12 protein-coding genes are annotated in these 17893 nt (G+C 71.7%); 4 read left to right on the top strand and 8 right to left on the bottom strand.

The annotated features are described in order from the left end of the window. Positions 1-63 precede the first annotated feature (63 nt). Positions 64-1737, bottom strand: coding sequence for a DUF885 domain-containing protein (locus AOM46_RS12575; protein ID WP_062209877.1), 1674 nt, complete (start codon positions 1735-1737; stop codon positions 64-66). Positions 1738-1779: 42 nt separating this feature from the next. On the opposite strand from AOM46_RS12575, the gene AOM46_RS12580 reads away from it, so the two are divergent. Beyond that, a complete protein-coding gene (locus AOM46_RS12580; RefSeq protein ID WP_107080053.1) occupies positions 1780-5010 on the top strand; it encodes an AAA family ATPase in 3231 nt (1076 codons plus the stop codon). A gap of 47 nt (positions 5011-5057) precedes the next feature. Here the strand turns inward: AOM46_RS12580 and AOM46_RS12585 are convergent, their stop codons facing one another. From AOM46_RS12585 to AOM46_RS33985, 5 genes are all read right to left on the bottom strand, one after another. After that, positions 5058-5936 carry an ABC transporter permease gene (locus tag AOM46_RS12585; protein WP_062209879.1) on the bottom strand — a complete coding sequence of 293 codons (879 nt, stop codon included), beginning with the start codon at positions 5934-5936 and terminating at the stop codon, positions 5058-5060. Continuing rightward, on the bottom strand, positions 5933-6988 hold the full coding sequence (locus tag AOM46_RS12590; RefSeq protein ID WP_062209882.1) for an ATP-binding cassette domain-containing protein: 1056 nt from the start codon (positions 6986-6988) through the stop codon (positions 5933-5935). The genes AOM46_RS12585 and AOM46_RS12590 overlap by 4 nt, the downstream gene beginning before the upstream one ends. A 144-nt stretch (positions 6989-7132) precedes the next feature. Then, on the bottom strand, positions 7133-7687 hold the full coding sequence (locus tag AOM46_RS12595; protein ID WP_062210794.1) for an NADPH-dependent FMN reductase: 555 nt from the start codon (positions 7685-7687) through the stop codon (positions 7133-7135). A gap of 197 nt (positions 7688-7884) precedes the next feature. Next, positions 7885-10443 carry an ATP-dependent Clp protease ATP-binding subunit gene (locus tag AOM46_RS12600; protein ID WP_199823962.1) on the bottom strand — a complete coding sequence of 853 codons (2559 nt, stop codon included), beginning with the start codon at positions 10441-10443 and terminating at the stop codon, positions 7885-7887. A gap of 143 nt (positions 10444-10586) precedes the next feature. After that, entirely contained in the window at positions 10587-10724 is a 138-nt protein-coding gene (locus AOM46_RS33985; RefSeq protein ID WP_158920392.1) for a hypothetical protein, read from the bottom strand. Between the two features lie 347 nt (positions 10725-11071). Between AOM46_RS33985 and AOM46_RS12605 the strand changes: the two genes are divergently transcribed. After that, positions 11072-12004: a 1-aminocyclopropane-1-carboxylate deaminase/D-cysteine desulfhydrase gene (locus tag AOM46_RS12605; RefSeq protein ID WP_062209886.1), complete on the top strand. Its 933-nt coding sequence runs from the start codon at positions 11072-11074 to the stop codon at positions 12002-12004. 51 nt (positions 12005-12055) lie between these two features. On the opposite strand, the gene AOM46_RS12610 is transcribed toward AOM46_RS12605, so the two are convergent. After that, a complete protein-coding gene (locus AOM46_RS12610) occupies positions 12056-12838 on the bottom strand; it encodes a methyltransferase (RefSeq protein ID WP_062209889.1) in 783 nt (260 codons plus the stop codon). A 379-nt stretch (positions 12839-13217) separates the two neighbouring features. On the opposite strand from AOM46_RS12610, the gene AOM46_RS12615 reads away from it, so the two are divergent. Then, on the top strand, positions 13218-13646 hold the full coding sequence (locus tag AOM46_RS12615) for a tellurite resistance TerB family protein (RefSeq protein WP_158920394.1): 429 nt from the start codon (positions 13218-13220) through the stop codon (positions 13644-13646). A 59-nt stretch (positions 13647-13705) separates the two neighbouring features. Here AOM46_RS12615 and aspS read toward each other — a convergent pair whose 3' ends face one another. Further along, complete coding sequence (aspS, locus tag AOM46_RS12620; protein WP_062209892.1) at positions 13706-15478, bottom strand: aspartate--tRNA ligase; 1773 nt, start codon at positions 15476-15478, stop codon at positions 13706-13708. 122 nt (positions 15479-15600) lie between these two features. On the opposite strand from aspS, the gene AOM46_RS12625 reads away from it, so the two are divergent. Continuing rightward, a complete protein-coding gene (locus AOM46_RS12625) occupies positions 15601-17760 on the top strand; it encodes a SpoIIE family protein phosphatase (RefSeq protein WP_062209895.1) in 2160 nt (719 codons plus the stop codon). Positions 17761-17893 lie beyond the last annotated feature (133 nt).

Consider the following 17893-nt stretch of genomic DNA (forward strand, 5'->3'; position numbering starts at 1 on the left):
GTCATCCACCGGACGACGCGGCCTCCCCCGGCCCCGCCGCCCGGCGGTCGCCCCCCGGGACGGCTAGAGGGCGGCGAGTTCGGGGGTCAGGTCGTCGAGGCCAAGGGAGCCGAGGGAGAGGGCGGACATGTGCCAGGACTTGGCGTCGAACGCCGCGCCGGCGCGCCGGCGGGCGGTCTCGCGGCCGGCGAGCCACGCCCGTTCGCCCAGCTTGTAGCTGATGGCCTGGCCGGGCAGGCCCAGATAGCGGACGATCTCCGAGTCGACGAACTCCGCCGCGTGCCCGGTGTGCCGCGCGAAGAACTCGGTGGCCAGTTCGGGGGTCCAGCGCTCGCCCGGATGGAAGCTCTCCCCCGCCGGCACGCGCAGCCCCAGGTGCATCCCGATGTCCACGATCACCCGCACCGACCGCATCATCTGGGCGGAGAGATAGCCGAGCCGGTGGGCCGGATCGGTGAGGAAGCCCAGCTCGTCCATGAGGCGTTCCGCGTAGAGCGCCCAGCCCTCGGTGGTGGCGCTCACCGAGCCGACGGTGGCCTGGAACCTGGAGAGCCGATCGGCCACATACACCCACTGGGCGAGCTGGAGATGGTGGCCGGGGACCCCCTCGTGGTACCAGATGGACACCAACTGCCAGGTGGGGAAGCGGGTTTCGCCCCTGGTGGGCAGCCAGGTGCGGCCCGGCCTGGTGAAGTCGAGGGAGGGGCGGGTGTAGTAGGGCGCCGCCGCGCTGCCCGGGGGCGCGATCATGGACTTGACGCGCCGCACCGGTTCCGCCAGGTCGAAATGGGTGCCGTCGAGTGCGCCGATGGCGCGGTCCATCAGCGTCTGCAGCCAGTCGCGGACCGCGTCCACGCCCTCGATCGCCTCGCCGTCCCGGTCCAGATGGCGCATCACGGCCGGCGTCGACTCGCCGGGCAGGATCTCCCCGGCGACCTCGCGCATCTCCTCCCGCAGCCGGTGGAACTCGGACCAGCCGTAGGCGTAGGCGTCGTCCGGATCCAGTCGGGCGCCCGTCCAGGCTCGGGCGCCCCGCAGGTAGGCTTCGCGCCCCACGCCGTCCGGGGTGCCGTCGGCGGCCGGGACATAGGTGTCCAGGAGGAAGCGACGGACGTCGTCGAGGGCCGCTTCGACCTCGGTGGCGGCGCGGTCGAGTTCGGGGCGGAGCGGTTCGGGCCCGCCGGCGGCGAACGTCCGGTACCAGTCGGAGTCCAGCCATGCGCCGAGTTGTTCGGCGAGGACCAGTGCCTGGCGCGGGGCGACGGTGCGGCCCCGGCCGATGCCGACGGTCAGCCCCTCGGTGTAACGGCGCAGCGCGGCCGGGGTGTTGCGCAGGCGGCGGGCGATCACGGCCCAGTCGTCGGCGGTCTCGGTCGGCATCTCCAGCAGGACCGAGCGCAGTTGGGCGGCGGGGGAGAAGAGGTTGCGCACCTGGCGCAGGTCGTCGCCCGCGTCGTGCTGGTCCAGCGCGGCGGTGAGCCGTTCACGCAGCAGCCGGGCCGACCGGCGTTCGTCCTCGGGCAGTTGGCCGGAGCCACCCATGGCGGCCTCGGCGGCGTCCAACTCCTTGAGCGTGGCGCGCTGCGCGTCGGCCACCGCCTCGAACCCCTCGGGGGAGTAGTCGGGCAGCGTGTCCTGGCCGGGACGGATGCCGAGGCCGGAGCCGATGGTGGGGTCGAGATCGGCCATCGTCTCGACATATGCGTCTGCGATGGACCGGGGGGTGGATTGCGGCATTGTGCCATCCTCGTACACCATAGGGTGGAACGGAAGGAACAAGTGTTCGATCAGTTGATCGGCCGGGAGCACGCGGCTGCCGTGTTGCGGGCCGAGATCGCCAGGGCCGGAAGCAGTCACGGCGGACTGGTCCTGGTCGCCGGCGAGGCGGGGATCGGCAAGACGACGCTGGTCACCGGGGCGGCCAGGGAGGCGGACCAGGAGGGCTTCCTGGTGTTGGGCGGCGCCTGTTGGGACGCGGACAACGCGCCGGGCTACTGGCCCTGGACGCAGGTGGTGCGGGCGCTGCGGCGGACCGCGAGCGCCGCGGAGTGGGCGGCGGTCGAGGAGGCTGCGGGGCCCGAGTTGGACGCGCTGCTCACGGAACCGCGAGCGCCGGCCGAGCTGGACGGCGCCGGCGACGACGGCGCGGGAGACGACGACCCGGACGGCTTCGCGCTGTCGGACGCGGTGACCACGGCGCTGGTCACGGTCTCCCAGCGGCGGCCCGTGCTGGTGGTGCTCGACGATCTGCACTGGGCGGACGCCGCCTCGCTGCGACTGCTCCGGTTCGCGGCCCAACACACCTGGTTCGAGCGGGTGTTGCTGGTGGCGACCTATCGGGACGCGGAGGTGGACCCGAGCGGCGACGAGCTGGGCGGGCATCCGCTGTGGGGGACGATGACCCCGCTGCTGAGCAAGGCGACCACGTTGGTGCTGACCGGTCTCGAAGCGGACGAGGTGGCCGTCCTGATCAGTCGCACGGTGGGCCGGGAAGCGGCGCCCGAGCTGGTCGCCGAGGTGCACCGACGCACCGGCGGCAACCCGTTCTTCGTCGAGCAGACCGCTCGGCTCTGGCACAGCGGGGGCGCGGTCACCGGCATTCCGCCCGGCGTGCGCGACGCCGTGCGCCGGCGCGTGGGGCTGCTGCCGCCCGCCGTGGTGACGATGTTGGCGCAGGCGGCCGTGTTGGGCCGGGAGTTCCACCGGCAGGTGTTGGCGGCCGGCCTGGCCACCCCGACGGCCCGTGCCGACCGGCTGCTGGAGGCGGCCGTCACCGCCCGTCTCGTGGTGCAGCGCGGCGCCGGCCGGTTCGCGTTCGCGCACGATCTGGTGCGGGAGACGCTTTACGAGGCGCTGGACGCGGCCGAGGCGCGCCGGCGGCACGCGGCGGTGGTCCGCGCGCTGGACCAACAGCCGGCGCTCGCCGAGCGGGTGGTGCCGGCGGATCTCGCCCGGCACGCCCATCTGGCCGGCGACGAGGTGGATCCGGCGCATGCCGTGGCGCTGCTGAGCGCGGCGGCGAAGGAGGCCGCCGCGCGGCTGGCGTTCGACGAGGCCAACGGCCACCGGCGGCGCGCCTACGAGTTGGCGGGCGCCGTCGATCCGCGCCGTCGGGTGATGCTCGGTCTGGAGCTGGCGGAGGGGCTGCTCCAGGTGGACCGCTGGGACGAGGCCCGTCCGTACTTCCAGCAGGTGCTCGACGAGGCCAGGGCGGTGGACGATCCCATGCTGCTGGCGCGGCTGGCGCTCACGCTGCACCAGTCGCGGGCGGCCAGGCGCGATCCGGTGGCCGAGCTGCTGCCCTCGCTGCTGGTGGAGAGCCACCGCAGGCTGCTGCCGGGGGATCCGCCGGCGCCCGAGGACCCCGGCGATCCGGCGACCCAGGACCGGCTGGTCCGCGCCCTGGCGGTGCGGGTCGCCGTGCTGGCCCGGCGGGGACAGGACGACGACACGTTGGCATTCGGCCTGAGCGCCCGGCACGGGGCGATCTGGGGCCCGGGCTCGGCGGCCGAACGCGCCGCGCTCACCCAGGAGATGATCACCGTGGGGCGCCGCTCGGGCGATGCCGAGCTGGAGCACTTCGCGCGGTCCCTGCGCTGGGTGGCGCTGTTGGAGCTGGGCGATCCCGAGTACCTGACGGAGCTGGGGATCTTCCAGGAGATCGCGCGGCGCGAGGCCCAGCCGCAGTACCAGCTGTCGGGCCGGATCGATCTGGCCATCGTGCGGAGCATGCAGGGCGAGTTCGCCGAGTCCGAGGAGCTGGAGGCGGCGGCCGGCGCGCTGGTGCAGTCGATGCCGAGAAACCGCTGGTACGAGCGGTTCGTTCAGCATCTGCGCTGGTCACGGCTGCTGCTTCGGGGCAGGTTCCGGGAGTTGGACGCGCTGCTCGGGGAGCTGGCGTCGACGGGCCATCCGCATGTCGATCTGCTGGAGGGCGTCACGGCCGCGCAGCGCGGGGACGCCGAGACGGTCTGCCGGGTGCTGACGGCGGCTGACGGCGGCGAGCGCTATCCGCGCCATATGCGGTGGCTCTGGCTGCGGTTCCTCGCCCAGGGCACGGCCCTGCTCGGTGAACGGGAGCGGTGCGAGCAGGCGCGGCTGGCGGTGGCACCGTTCGCGGACCAGTGGTCGGTCTCCGTCTACGGCTTCGACGTCGGCGGCCCGATGGCGCTGTGGATCGCCGAGTTGGACGCCGCGCTGGGGGACTGGGGGCCGGCCGTCGACGGCTTCGCCAGGGCCGCGCTCTCTGCCGACTGGCTGCGGTCCAGGCCCTGGGCGGCCGAGGCCAGGGCGCGGCAGGCGGAGGCGCTGCTGGCCAGGAACGAGCCGGGGGACCGGGCGGAGGCGAACGAGCTGCTGCAGACGGTGTCTTCCGAAGCCGAGGCGCTGGGCCTCGAACAGGTCGCCGAGCGGGTGTCGGCGGCCAGGGAGGGCCGCGCCGGGGTGGAGCGCCGGGCGGCGGCCGAGGCCGAGTTCCGCTTCGAGGGAACGGTCTGGACGCTGCGCTACGCCGGCCGCACGGTGCGGCTGCCCGACGCCAAGGGGCTGCGCGATCTGCGGGAGTTGCTGGCCAGGCCGGGTTCGGACATCCCCGCTGTCCGGCTGCTCAACCCGGCGGGCGGCGAGACGCTGGCCGCCGCGCGTTCGCTGGGCGGCGATCCGGTGCTGGACGACCGGGCGAAGGCCGCCTACCGGCGTCGGCTCACCCAGCTCGACGCGGAGATCGACCGGGCCGCCGAACGCGGCGACGAGGCGGCCGCCACCGCCCTCGGCGCCGAACGGGCGGCGCTGCTTGAGGAGTTGCGGGTGGCGGCCGGTCTCGGCGGGCGCACCAGGCGGCTGGGCGACGAGGCGGAGCGGGCCAGGAAGACCGTGACCGCGCGGATCAGGGACACCCTGCGCCGGCTGGACGACAAGCACCCCGAGCTGGCCGCGCATCTGCGGGCCGCCGTCGCCACCGGCGCCACCTGCGGCTACCACCCTAGGGACGGCGTCGCCTGGCGGCTGTGATCCGGTGGCGGCCGACGGCCCCCCTTTTTCGCTGCCCGCGGTTTTCGCTACTTGCGGTTGTAGAGCCGCATGGTCAGGGTGCCGAAGACCCCGATCAGCAGCGCGGCGGCGATTGCCACCCAACCCAGCTGGGCCGCCTCGACGTTGCCGTCCATCAGCCCGCGCACCGCGGCCACCACCCGGGTGATCGGGTTGACGTCGACAAAGGCCTGGAGCCAGCCCGGCATGGTGTCGGGCGAGACCATGATGTTGCTGAGGAAGCTGGCCGGGAACAGCACCATCATGCTGACGCCCATCACCGACTTCTCCGAGCGGAGCAGCAGACCGAACATGGTCCACACCCAGGAGAAGGCGAACGAGAAGCCGACCAGCAGCGCGATGCCGAGCACCACGCCGACCGGGCCGCCGTCCGGGCGGTAGCCCAGGGCGAGACCCAGCAGCAGGATGACCGTCGACGCCATGGTGTAGCGCAGCACATCGCCCAGCAGATAGCCGACCATCGCCGAGGGGCGCCACACCGGCAGGGTGCGGAAGCGGTCGAACACCCCCTTGGCGATATCGGTGTTGACCGCGATGCCGGTGTACATGGTGGTCATCACCACGCTCATCACCATGATCCCGGGCAGCAGGAACTGCAGGTACTCGGTGGTCGAGCCGGCCAGCGCGCCGCCGAACAGATAGGTGAACATCAGCGTCATCATGACCGGGAAGATGGTCACGTCGATCAGCTGTTCGGGGACATGCTTGATCTTGAGCATGGCCCGCCAGCCGAAGGTGACCGAGGCGGAGAGCGGGCTGGGGCGCGGCGGCCGCTCCGTCTTGGCCAGCACCGCGGCCAACGAGGCGCGGTCCGCCTCGAAGTCGTCCGCCGTGTCCGCCGGGGCGGCCACGCCGCTCTCGTTGCCGATGTCCGTCGCGGTGCTCATGCCACGGTCTCCTTCTTCTGGTCCTCCTGGTCGGACCGCTGCGTGTCGATGGTCGGGGCGCCCCCGACGGACGGGGTGGGGCGGGTGGGCTTGCCGGTCAGGGACAGGAACACCTCGTCGAGGCTGGGCTGGCCCAACGCGAAGTCGTCCACCGTGATCCCGCCGGCGGCCAACTCGCCCAGGGCCGCCGCCGCGCGCTCGGCCGGGCCGAGCGTCCCCTCCTCGGGCAGCAGCCTGGCGGTCAGCGAGACCGGATCGGAATCCAGCGCGACCTCCGTGCCGAGGCGCCTGGCCAGCACCTCGCGGGCCGCCTCGCGCTGGTCCCGGTCGCGCAGCCGGACCCGCACCGAGCCGGCGCCGACCGAGGACTTCAGCTCCCCCGGGGTGCCCTCGGCGATCACCCGGCCCGTGTCGATCACCGCGATCCGGTCCGCCAACTGGTCGGCCTCGTCCAGATACTGGGTGGTGAGCAGCACGGTGGTGCCCTGGGCGACCACGGCGCGCACGATGTCCCACACCTGGTTGCGGCTGCGCGGGTCGAGCCCGGTGGTGGGCTCGTCGAGGAACAGCAGATCGGGGGTGTTGAGGATGCTGGCGGCGATGTCGACGCGCCGCCGCATGCCGCCCGAGTAGTTCTTCACCTGCTTGTCGGCCGCCTCGGTCAGCCCGAACGCCTCCAGCAGCTGGGCGGCGCGGGCCCGGGCCGCCGGCTTGCGGTGGCCGAGCAGCCGCGCCAGCAGGATCAGGTTCTCCGCGCCGGTGAGGTCCTCGTCGACGGAGGCGTACTGCCCCGTCAGACTGACCCGAGAGCGCACCGCGTCCGCCTCCCGCAGCACGTCGTGCCCGAACACCCTGGCCTCGCCGCCGTCCGGGCGGAGCAGCGTGGCCAACATCCGCACGGTGGTGGTCTTGCCGGCGCCGTTCGGCCCGAGCACCCCGTAGACGCTGCCGGCCGGTACGGCCAGATCGACGCCGTCCACGGCGCGCAGGGCGCCGAAGGTCTTGACGAGACCGGACGACTCGATCGCCAACCCGTCGTTGCGCTCACTCATCACATTCCTTTCACCTGGGAGAACGCTGAGGTAGACCGTTCGGGGGAGAAGAACTCATCGCCCGTACGGTCGAATTTTCGTTCGGATTTTGGGGTGGTCAGGGTAACCGCCCCGAGCCGGTGATCGCTTACACCGCTCGGCCGCTCAGACCACAAAAGAACGGCGTTGTTTGGCCTCGCGTAGTGCCAGGCCCCACCACACCAGCTCGTCCAACATCGCCGACGCCGCGCCGACCTGGGCCGGAGTCCCGCAGGGGCCGGACATGTCGATGCCCACCTCGTCCCGCATGGTGACCGTCCGCAGCTCGACAAAGACACAGCGCAACGCCGCCACCGCCAACCGGCCCCTGGTGCGGAGCCCGTAGGAGACAAAGCCGACCGGCTTAGCGTGCCACTCGTCGTAGGCGTAGTCGATGGCCTGCTTGAGGGCCGCCGGATAGCCCGCGTTGTACTCCGGGGTCACCACCACAAAGCCCTCGGCCCGCTCGATCGCGCCAGCGAACCGGCACATCTCCTCCGTCGGCTCCGCCGGGAACCGCGCGGGGAACGAGAAGTCCAGCAGGTCGAGCACCTCGACCTCGATATCGTCCCGCTCCCCCAGCACCTCGACGCACCAGTCGCCCACCGTCGGGCCCGCCCGTCCCTCCCTGGTGCTGCCGATCAGCAGCGCCAACCGCAACGGAGCCATGGCCACGGCCATCCCGGTCACCCCCGAGGAACGCGCCCGGCGCGGCCCATCCGCACCCGGTCCTCACCCCTCAGGCGCGAGACGCCCCGCCAGATCGGATCTAGCGGGGCGGGCACCACATCGGGCCGTTCCGCTGTGCGCGGAACGGCCCGACGGCTCCTCCTCCCGGTCTGCTCCCCCCGGTCACCAGGCGATGTTCACTAGGGCGACTACGGCTCGCCGTCCCGCTGTCGGAACTCAAGACGGTCGTCCACCGCGTCCACCGTCAGCGCGGAGTGCGGGGTCAGCTCCCCGCGCAACAGCCGGCGGGACAGCTCGTTGGTCACCTCGCGCTGGATCGTCCGGCGCAGCGGCCTGGCCCCGTACTCCGGCTGGTAGCCGCGCTCGGCCAGCCAGTCGATGGCCGCCGGCGTGAAGGTCACGGCCACATCCTGGGCGTGCAGCTGATGCCTGGTCTCGTTCAACATCAGATCCGTCACCGCCCGCAGCTGCTCCCCGGTGAGCTGCCGGAAGATCACGATCTCGTCGATGCGGTTCAGGAACTCGGGACGGAAGTGCTCCCGCAGCGGACGCAGCACCCGCTCCCTGCGTTGCTCCTCCTCGTCGCCGTCAGGACCGCCGCCGAAACCGGCCCGGGAGCTCCGGGCGCTGATCATCTCCGAGCCCAGATTGCTGGTCATCACGATCACCGTGTTGCTGAAGTTGACCCGCCGCCCCTGCGCGTCGGTCAGCCGGCCGTCGTCCAACACCTGCAGCAGGATGTTGAACACATCGGGATGCGCCTTCTCCACTTCGTCCAGCAGCAGCAGCGAGTACGGGTTGCGGCGCACCGGCTCCGTCAGCTGGCCCGCCTCCTCGTGCCCCACATAGCCGGGCGGCGCCCCCACCAGGCGCGACACCGTGTGCCGCTCCTGGTACTCGCTCATGTCCAGGCGGACCATCCGCTCGTCGCTGCCGAACAACGCCTCCGCCAACGCCCGCGCCAGCTCCGTCTTCCCGACCCCGGTCGGCCCCAGGAACAGAAAGCTGCCGATCGGCCGGTCGCCGCCGGTCAGCCCCGCCCGCGAACGCAGCACCGCGTCTGCCACCGCCGTGACCGCCTCGTCCTGCCCGATCACCCGCTCCCGCAGCCGGTTCGCCAGCCCCAGCAGCCGCTCCCGCTCCTCCTGGGTGAGGCTGCTCACCGGAATCCCCGTCTGCCGCGACACCACATCGGCGATATCGTCCACGGTGACCTCGGCGATCCGCTCCCGATCCGGACGACGCTCCCCGTCCTCCTCGATCCGCAGCTCCAACTCGGCCAGCCGGTCCCGCAGTTCACTCGCCCGCTCATAGTCCTCGGCGGCCACCGCCTGGTCCTTGTCCCGGCCGACCTGCTCCATCTCCCGCTGCAGCGCCCGGACATCCGTGCTGGTGGTGGACGCCCGCATCCGCACCCTGGCGCCGGCCTGGTCGATCAGGTCGATCGCCTTGTCGGGCAGAAACCGGTCCGTGAGATAGCGATCCGACAGCTGGACGGCCGCGATCAACGCCTCGTCCGTGTAACGCGCCTGGTGGTGCGCCTCATAGCGGTCCCGGAGCCCGCGCAGGATCGCCACCGCGTCCTCCGGCGTCGGCTCCGGCACCAGAATCGGCTGGAAACGCCTGGCCAGCGCCGCGTCCTTCTCGATATAACGTCGGTGCTCCTCCAGCGTGGTGGCGCCGATCACATGCAACTCGCCCCTGGCCAGCGCCGGTTTGAGGATATTGCCGGCATCCATCGCACCGCCCTCACCGCCGCCGCCCCCGGCGCCCACCACCGTGTGCAGCTCGTCGACAAAAACGATCACCTGGTCGGACTGGGCGCGGATCTCGTCGATCAGCCCGGTCAGCCGCTCCTCGAAATCACCCCGATAGCGGGTGCCCGCCACCAGCGCCGAGAAGTTGAGCTGCACCACCCGTCGGCCCAGCAGGCTGTCCGGCACATCGCCGTCGACCATCCGCTGTGCCAGCCCCTCGACCACCGCTGTCTTGCCCACGCCGGCCTCGCCGATCAGCACCGGGTTGTTCTTGCCCCGGCGGGCCAACACCTCCACCGTCTGCTCGATCTCCCGCTCCCTGCCGATCACCGGATCGATCTCGCCGGCCTTGGCCATCTCGCTCAGATCCCGGCCGTAGCGGTCGAGGTTCGGCGTCCGACTCCGGTCCGAAGGGCGCGGCGTGCCCGCCCGCTCGGGAACCTGCCCGCCGCCCTGACCAGCCGGCGGGCCCGAGAAGGACGGATCGAACCTGACGGCGTCCAGGGTCCGGCCGGCCGCCGAGTCCTTGTTGGCGGCCAGCGCCAGCAGCAGATGCTCGGGGCCGATATAGCTCGCGCCCGAGGCCAACGCCACCCGGTGCGCGTCCAACAGCGCTCGCTTCGCCGCCGGACTCACCGACAGCGAACTGCGCGCCCCACCCTCCCCCCGGCCCCCCGCGTGCTGGTCGATCTCCTCGGCCAACGCGTCGGGATCGGCGCCCGACCTGGCGACCATGCCCCGGGTCGGCTCGGTGACCAACGCGACCCGCAGCAGATGCTCGGTGTCCAGATCGTCACTGCCGTGCCGCGCCGCATAGGAGGCCGCGCCCGAGACCAACTGCCAGGCCGGCTCGCTCATCAGCCGCAGGAAGTCGTGCGTGCCACGGTCAGGACGCGCCCCGCCCAGGGGCGCGCCGCCGCCGAAGAGCCGCGCCAGGTACTCCCCCAGCGGATCGCGGCCGAAGTCGTCAGGATCCAATGGATTCGTCATCGCTGCCACCCGTCGACCGGCGCCTGGCCGGAATCGCTTGTGCTGGACGTGTGCCAGCGCCGAGTTCCCCGCCGGCGCCGATCCACACTGATCCATACCGATCAGCGCCGATCGCCGGCGGGTGTCCTCGTGGCGGGGGCGGGTCAGCCGTGCGGGGGCGAGCAGGTGACCGAGGACTGACAGGTGTAGCCCCTGCCCTTGCAGTGCCAACAGCGATGCGGCGCGACCACGCCCTCGGCCTCGCCGGTATCGGAGAGATAGAGCGTCTCGCGCACATCCATACGTTCACCGCCACAGCCTCGGCACCGTGGGTGCGGGCCCGGGCAGCATCTTGTTCGCCATCTTCGGTTCATGGTGGCCTTCCGCATCGGTGGGGTCGATCGGGGGGCGTTGATCGGTGAGGGTGTTTTTCGGGTGTTCGGTGGGGTGTTCGGCGGGACGTTCGGTGGGGGGTGCTCGGTGAGGGTGTTCGGTGACGGGTTGCTCGGTGGCTCGGTCGCTCCGTGGGGAGTAGGGGGGCTCCCGACGGGGTACTCGGCCGGGTTGCCGTCCGGGGACGGTGATCCCGGTCGCCTCCTACCCGGTCAGCGGCGTCGGACCCCCATCCGACCTTCGTACACTTGTGTAGATGTTGTCGATGTCGGCCACACTCCCCTCCCCCTCGCAGGAGATCGACGATCCCCTGCTGAGCCGGGCCGGCGTCAGCCTGTGGCTCAAAAGGGACGACCTCATCCATCCGCTGGTCCCGGGCAACAAATGGCGCAAACTGCTCCCCAATCTGCGCGCCGCCCGGGCCGCCGGCCATCGCCGGCTGCTCACCTTCGGCGGTGCCTACTCGCACCACCTCACCGCCGTGGCCGCCGCGGCCGCCGCCACCGGCTTCGACTCCGTCGGCCTGGTCCGCGGCGACGAACTCGCCACCGCGCCCCGCAACCCGGCGCTGGCCAGGGCCGAACGGGACGGCATGCGGCTGGAGTTCCTGAGCCGCGCCGCCTACCGGGAGACGCTGCGCGCCCTGGACGAGCCGGCCACCCGAGGCCGGTTGGCCGAGCGGTTCGGCGCCGCCCATGTGCTGCCCGAGGGCGGCTCCAACGCGCTGGCCGCGCGCGGCGCGGCAGAGATCGTCGACGAGCTGGCCGCCCAACACCCCGGCGGCCTCGGCCCACGCGATCTCGTCTGCTGCCCCGTGGGCAGCGGCGGCACGCTGGCCGGCATCGCGGCGGCCCTGCCGCCGGGCGCGCACGCGCTGGGGGTCGCGGTGCTGCGCGGCGCGGCGGGGTATCTGGAATCCGAGGTCGCCGCGCTGCACCGCGCCGGATGGGGGCGGGAGTTCCCCCGCTGGACGATCGACCACGACCACCACGGCGGCGGCTATGGCCGCATACCCCCCGAACTGGCCGACTTCACGGACGACTTCGAGCGGACGCACGGCATCCGCCTCGAACGCCGCTATGTGGCGAAGACGCTGCGCTGCCTGTACGAACGCACCGCCAGGGGCCGTTTCCCCCGGGGCACCCGGCTCACCGCCGTCGTCACCGGGCCCCCGACGGACGTCGACTGACCGGCCCCTGGGCACCGACCGGCCCCCGGGGACCGGCCGCCTGGGCTTCCGCTACGGCGCGGTGATCCGGATCTTGGACTGGCCGTGCGGGAGTTGTTCCCAGTCGTCCATGAACTGGGCCTTGAGGCCATGGCGTTCGGCGAGCGCCACCAGCGTCTCGGTGCGGTAGTAGAAGTCCTCGCGCAGCACCTGGTGTTCGCGGCCCTCGGTGCGGTCGTAGGTGAAGTCGAAGATGCCGTCCGGGGCCAGCAGTCTGCCGACATGGCTCAGGCACTCGTCGATCACCTCGATCGGGGAGTGCGAGAAGACGCTGTGCGCGTGCACCACGTCGAAGTGCCCGCTGGGCAGAAAGTCGAAGGTCAGGTCGCCGCTGATGGTCAGATAGGGCAGCTTGGCCTGCAACTCGTAGCTGACCAGCGTCTTCTTGGCGCTGATCAGGATGTCGGGCGAGATGTCGATGCCGTAGTAGTGGCCTGGCTCCAGATAGTCGATGAAGCGCCAGCCGGCGCGCAGGTTGCCGCAGCCGATGTCGAGCATGCGCTGGTCGGGCCTGAGCCCGTGCCGCCTGAGGTAGTCGAACTGCATCAGCCCCAGCGCCAGCCAGCGGTCGTGGTTGCGACTGCCCACCGCCGCCTCCGGGTCGCGGCCCGCGTCCGAGGCCATCACCGCGCGGTAGTAGGAGACATGGTCGCGGTGCTTGGCGCGGAGCCACAGATCCCGGGCGGTCCGGCGCAGATAGGGCACCACCCGCTCGGGGTGGCGGGTCGCGTAACGCACCTTGTGCACGACGCTGGACCGGTTCACGTTCAGTTTCTTGTACCGATGGCCCTGCATGTGGTGCTCGCTCTCCTTGGCGTTCCGTTTACGTTCCGTTGGCGTTCCGACGGTTGCGGATGCCTGGCAGCTTGGTTCACGGTGACCCTCGCGCCCGGAAGGCGCGCAGCGAACCGCCCGGTTCGCCACCTCGGCGGTGACGGTCGCGTCGGCGTTGACGGGGAGGGGGCATACCCCCGGCGGGTACATTGGGGAGGGTTCGCGGGGGAGCGCGAATCAGCCACGCGAGAGGGCCAGTTGCGGAACCGGAACGAGGTCACCGGCTCGGCTGACGAAATAATCGGGTGGCCGGCGGAGTCGATACCGGAGTCGATATCCGGAGTCGGAGCGAGGGGGACCGGGCCGAGTGGTCGGCCCGGCGGAGGCGAGGGGGAAGACGGTGAGCAAGGAACTGCACGAGTGGCTGGTGTCCAAGAAGGCGGCTTTTCGCGGCGCGCCCTACCGGGACGCCAGCATGGCGATGTGTGCCCTGGTGGCCAGCGCGGACGGCAGTGTGCACGCCGCGGAGCGCAAGCGCGTGGAGTCGTTGATCGCCGGACACGAGCGGCTGAAACACTTTCCGCCCGATCAACTGCTGAGGCTCTTCAACCGGCATATCGACCGCCTCGCGCGCGACTTCCGCTGCGCCCGGGGCGGGGTGCTCAGGGAGATCGCCAAGGTGCGCGACCAGCCGGAACTGGCCCGGGCGGTGATCCGCACCGGGGTGGTGATCGCCGGAGCCGACGGACACTACGCCCACGCGGAGCGGCAGGTGATCCTGGAAGTCTGCGACCTGCTGAACGTCTCGCCCACCGAGTTCGGCCCGTGAACGCCGGCTGACGCGCCGCCGCCCCCCTCGCCGGGGGCGGCGACGCGTCAGCCGTCAGCTCACTTCGACGGCTTGCGGAGGCTGAGGTGCAGCTCCCGGAGCCGGGCCTCGGAGACCTCGTTGGGCGCGCCCATCAGCAGGTCCTGGGCGTTGCCGTTGAGCGGGAAGGCGATGGTCTCGCGGATGTTGGGCTCGTCGGCCAGCAGCATCACGATCCGGTCCACACCCGGGGCGATCCCGCCGTGCGGCGGCGCGCCGTAGTGGAAGGCGCGCAGCATGCCGCCGAACTCGCGCTCGACCTCCTCCTTGCTGTAGCCGGCGATCTCGAACGCGCGGTACATGATCTCCGGCTCGTGGTTCCTGATCGCGCCCGAGGACAGCTCGATGCCGTTGCAGACGATGTCGTACTGCCAGGCCAGCACGTCCAGCGGATCCTTCTCCGCCAGCGCTTCGAGGCCGCCCTGCGGCATGGAGAACGGGTTGTGCGAGAACTCGACGGCGCCGGTGTCCTCGTTCCGCTCGTACATCGGGAAGTCCACGATCCAGCAGAAGCGGAAGACGTTCTCCTCGAAGTGCCCGGCGCGCTTGGCGGCTTCGACCCGGACCGCGCCCATGATCTTGGAGACCTCGTCGAACGCGCCGGCGCCGAAGAAGATCGCCGTGCCCGGCCCGGCCTTCAGCCGACCGGTGAGCGCCGCCACGTTCTCCTCGGTGAGGAACTTGGCGATCGGCCCGCTGAGCGCGCCGTCCTCGCCGACCCGGACCCAGGCCAGGCCCTTGGCGCCCTGGGCGATGGCGAACTCGCCGAGCTGGTCGAAGAACTTCCGCGGCTGGGCCGCCGTGTCGGGCACCGCCAGGGCCCGCACATGCTTGTCGGCGAACGCCTTGAACCCGGAGCCGGCGAAGACGTCCGAGACATCCACCAGCTCCAGCTTGGCCCGCAGATCCGGCTTGTCGGAGCCGTACCTGAGCATCGCCTCACGGAACGGGATGCGCGGGAACGGGGAGGTGACATGCCGGCCGCCGCCGAACTCCTCGAACAGCTCCGTCATCAGCTTCTCGACGACGGTGAAGACATCCTCCTGCTCGACAAAGCTCATCTCGACGTCGAGCTGGTAGAACTCGCCGGGCGAGCGGTCGGCGCGGGCGTCCTCGTCGCGGAAGCAGGGCGCGATCTGGAAGTACCGGTCGAAGCCGGCGACCATCAGCAGCTGCTTGAACATCTGCGGCGCCTGCGGCAGCGCGTAGAACGTGCCGGGGTGCAGCCGGGAGGGCACCAGGAAGTCGCGCGCCCCCTCGGGGGAGGTAGCCGAGAGGATCGGCGTTGACAGCTCGGTGAAGCCGAGGTCCGTCATCTTGCCGCGAATGGCCGAGATCACCCGCGAGCGCAGCATGATGTTGCGGTGCATCCGCTCCCGACGCAGATCGAGGAAGCGGTACTCAAGCCGACGCTCCTCGTTCACCCCGTCGTCGGCGTTGATGGTGAACGGGATCTGGTCGGCCGCGCCCAGCACCTCGACCGCGGCGACCTCCACCTCGATCTCCCCGGTGGCCAGCTCCGGGTTGACGTTCTCCGCGCCGCGCTCCACCACCCGGCCGTCGATCCGCAGCACCGACTCCTTGCTCAGCGAGCTCAGCCGCTCCAGGACCGCGTCGGCGCCGGGGGCGTCCGGGTGGACCACCAGCTGCGTGATCCCGTAGTGGTCCCGCAGGTCGATGAAGAGGATGCCGCCCAGGTTCCGGCGATTGTGCAGCCAACCGGCGAGCCGGACATCGGAGCCGATGTCAGCCGAACGCAGTGCGCCGCAGGTGTGGGACCGGTACCGATGCATCGTGAGTCCAAGTCGTCAACGAGATTCCGGGGAACGGGCCTCAGACTACCGTTGCCCGCTGACACACCGCCCCGGCGTATCCAGCCCGGCGAAGCCCGACGAAACAGCATAGATTCGCAGATATGCGCACCGAGGACGTGCTGGCCGCCGCCGGGGTCGGGGTGTGGACCTGGGACGACGCCAGGGGCGTCGTCACCATGGACGCCGTCGCCGCCGAGTTGTTCGGGCTGGCCAGGGAGCCCGTGGTGCTGACCGAGGCCACCGTCCGGGCCCGGATCCATGTCGAGGACTTCACCGTGATCGAACGGGTGGTCGCCCTCGCGGCCAGCGACGAGGAGGAGGCGGGCAAGGCCAGAGAGGTCGAGTTCCGGCTGGTCGGCACCGACAACGAGGTGCTCGCCCGGCTCCGCAGCCGGGTGCGCACCATCGACCCCAGCGGCGGCACTCCGACGCCAGGGGCGGGCTCGTTGTCCCTGGTCGGCATCATGGTCGAGGCCACCCCCTCCGATCAGCGGGAGCTGGGCGGCGACTGGGAGACCACCCGCGCCAGGGAGACCTTCGTCCTGCGCACCGGACAGGCGCTGTCCGAGGCCAACAGCGTGCACGAGGTGCTGCGGGTGGTCGCCACGCTCACCATGCCGGGCTTCACCCCGGACGGCGTCGCCGTCTACGATCGGCAGGGCGACCATCTGCGGATGCTGGAGTACCAGGGCCGCGAGCTGGACTTCACCGCCCTGGGCTTCCCGATGCCGATGGACAGCGACTATCCGGCGGTCGAGGTGATCCGCACCGGGCGCGCCGTCTATGTGTCCTCGCCCGAGGAGTACGCCGAGCGCTATCCGCATATCTGGCCGGTGATCGCCCCGCTGCAGCGCAGCTCCTGGGCCTATCTGCCGCTGGTGGTGGCCGGCCGCACCATCGGCGTCTGGCTGGCGGCCTTCGACTACCAGCTGGAGTTCAGCTGGCAGGAACGCGCCACGTTCAGCAGCATCGCGCGGATGGCCGCCCAGGCGCTCTCCCGGGCCACCCTCAACGACACCGAACGCGAACTGTCGGCCGACCTCCAGCACGCCATGGGCCCCAGCCCCATGCCCAGGGTGCCGGGCCTCGCGATCGCCGCCCGCTATGTCCCCACCGGCGCCGGACTGCAGGTGGGCGGCGACTGGTACGACGTGATCCCGCTGCCGTCGGGACGGGTGGCCCTGGTCATCGGGGACGTCCAGGGCCACGATGTGCGGGCCGCCGCGCTGATGGCGCAGCTGCGGATCGCGCTGCGCGCCTACGCCTCCGAGGGACACCACCCGGACGCGGTGCTCACCCGCGCCTCGCGCTTTCTCGCCGCGCTCACCCCCCAACCGCCCGAGGGCCTGGGCCCGGACGAGCGGGACGTTCCCGAGCAGCCCTCGGCGCCCAGCGACAGCAGGTTCGCGACCTGCCTCTATGTCGAGGCCGACCCCCGCTCCGGCACCTTCGACATGGCCCGCGCCGGCCACCCCGAGCCCGCGTTGCTCCTCGACGACGGCGCGATGCAGCCACGCCCGACGGACGGCGGGCCGCCGCTCGGCGTCGACCTGAGCATGGACTACCCGGTCACCCGGGTGAACCTGCAGCCGGGACAGACGCTGCTGCTCTGCACGGACGGGCTGTTGGAGACGGGCAGACGGGATCTCGACGCCGGCTGGGAGCGGATCCGCCGCGTCGTCGCCGGACTCCCGGGATCGGGCCTCGAACAGCTGGCGGACAGCCTGATCGAGTCCGTGCACATCGCGGAGGACGAGGGCCAGGACGACGGCCACCACGGGAACGAGGACGATATCGCGCTGTTGCTGCTGCGCCGCGAGGAGACCGGCCGCGAGGTGCCGCGCGGCGGCACCCCGGTGCGTCGTTTCGTGCTGAACGTGGGCCAGTCGGAGCCGGCCAGGATCGCCCAGGCCCGCAGCCAGCTGACCGGTCTGCTGCACGACTGGAAGGACCACGACGTGGTGCACGGCGCGGCGCTGATGCTCTCCGAGATCCTCACCAACGTGCTGACCCACACCGACGGGGACGCGCTGATGGTCGCCGAGGTCAGCGGGGTGGTCGGGGACCGTCGGCTGCGCGTCGAGGTGACCGACGCCAGCGACAAGCTGCCACACCGCAGGGAGCCGGGCGAGCTGGCGTCGTCCGGCCGTGGCCTGCTGCTGATGGAGGCCCTGGCCGACTCCTGGGGCGCCCATCCACGCGGCGACGGCAAGACCACCTGGTTCGAGCTGGGCGAACACTCGACGGCGGGCCGGGACTGACCCGGCCCGCCGTCGCCCCCAGTCCTCGCCCGGCACCCGGCCGAGCCGCCCGGCCCCGGCGCCGCCCCGTCCGGCGAGCACACGGGCCGGCGCGTCGAAGTCCTGCCGCCAGGGCGACGACAGCCCGGCGTCG

The sequence above is a fragment of the Streptomyces sp. NBRC 109706 genome (assembly GCF_000974485.1).
GTDB lineage: Bacteria > Actinomycetota > Actinomycetes > Streptomycetales > Streptomycetaceae > Streptomyces.

What these genes read in the sequence shown, in the direction of transcription:
- AOM46_RS12590 (WP_062209882.1), bottom strand. Translation starts at nt 6,988, where the DNA reads ATGAGTGAGCGCAACGACGGGTTGGCGATCGAGTCGTCCGGTCTCGTC.
- AOM46_RS12610 (WP_062209889.1), bottom strand. Translation starts at nt 12,838, where the DNA reads ATGCAGGGCCATCGGTACAAGAAACTGAACGTGAACCGGTCCAGCGTC.
- AOM46_RS12595 (WP_062210794.1), bottom strand. Translation starts at nt 7,687, where the DNA reads ATGGCCGTGGCCATGGCTCCGTTGCGGTTGGCGCTGCTGATCGGCAGC.
- AOM46_RS12625 (WP_062209895.1), top strand. Translation starts at nt 15,601, where the DNA reads ATGCGCACCGAGGACGTGCTGGCCGCCGCCGGGGTCGGGGTGTGGACC.
- aspS (WP_062209892.1), bottom strand. Translation starts at nt 15,478, where the DNA reads ATGCATCGGTACCGGTCCCACACCTGCGGCGCACTGCGTTCGGCTGAC.
- AOM46_RS33985 (WP_158920392.1), bottom strand. Translation starts at nt 10,724, where the DNA reads ATGGATGTGCGCGAGACGCTCTATCTCTCCGATACCGGCGAGGCCGAG.
- AOM46_RS12585 (WP_062209879.1), bottom strand. Translation starts at nt 5,936, where the DNA reads ATGAGCACCGCGACGGACATCGGCAACGAGAGCGGCGTGGCCGCCCCG.
- AOM46_RS12575 (WP_062209877.1), bottom strand. Translation starts at nt 1,737, where the DNA reads ATGCCGCAATCCACCCCCCGGTCCATCGCAGACGCATATGTCGAGACG.
- AOM46_RS12600 (WP_199823962.1), bottom strand. Translation starts at nt 10,443, where the DNA reads ATGACGAATCCATTGGATCCTGACGACTTCGGCCGCGATCCGCTGGGG.
- AOM46_RS12605 (WP_062209886.1), top strand. Translation starts at nt 11,072, where the DNA reads ATGTTGTCGATGTCGGCCACACTCCCCTCCCCCTCGCAGGAGATCGAC.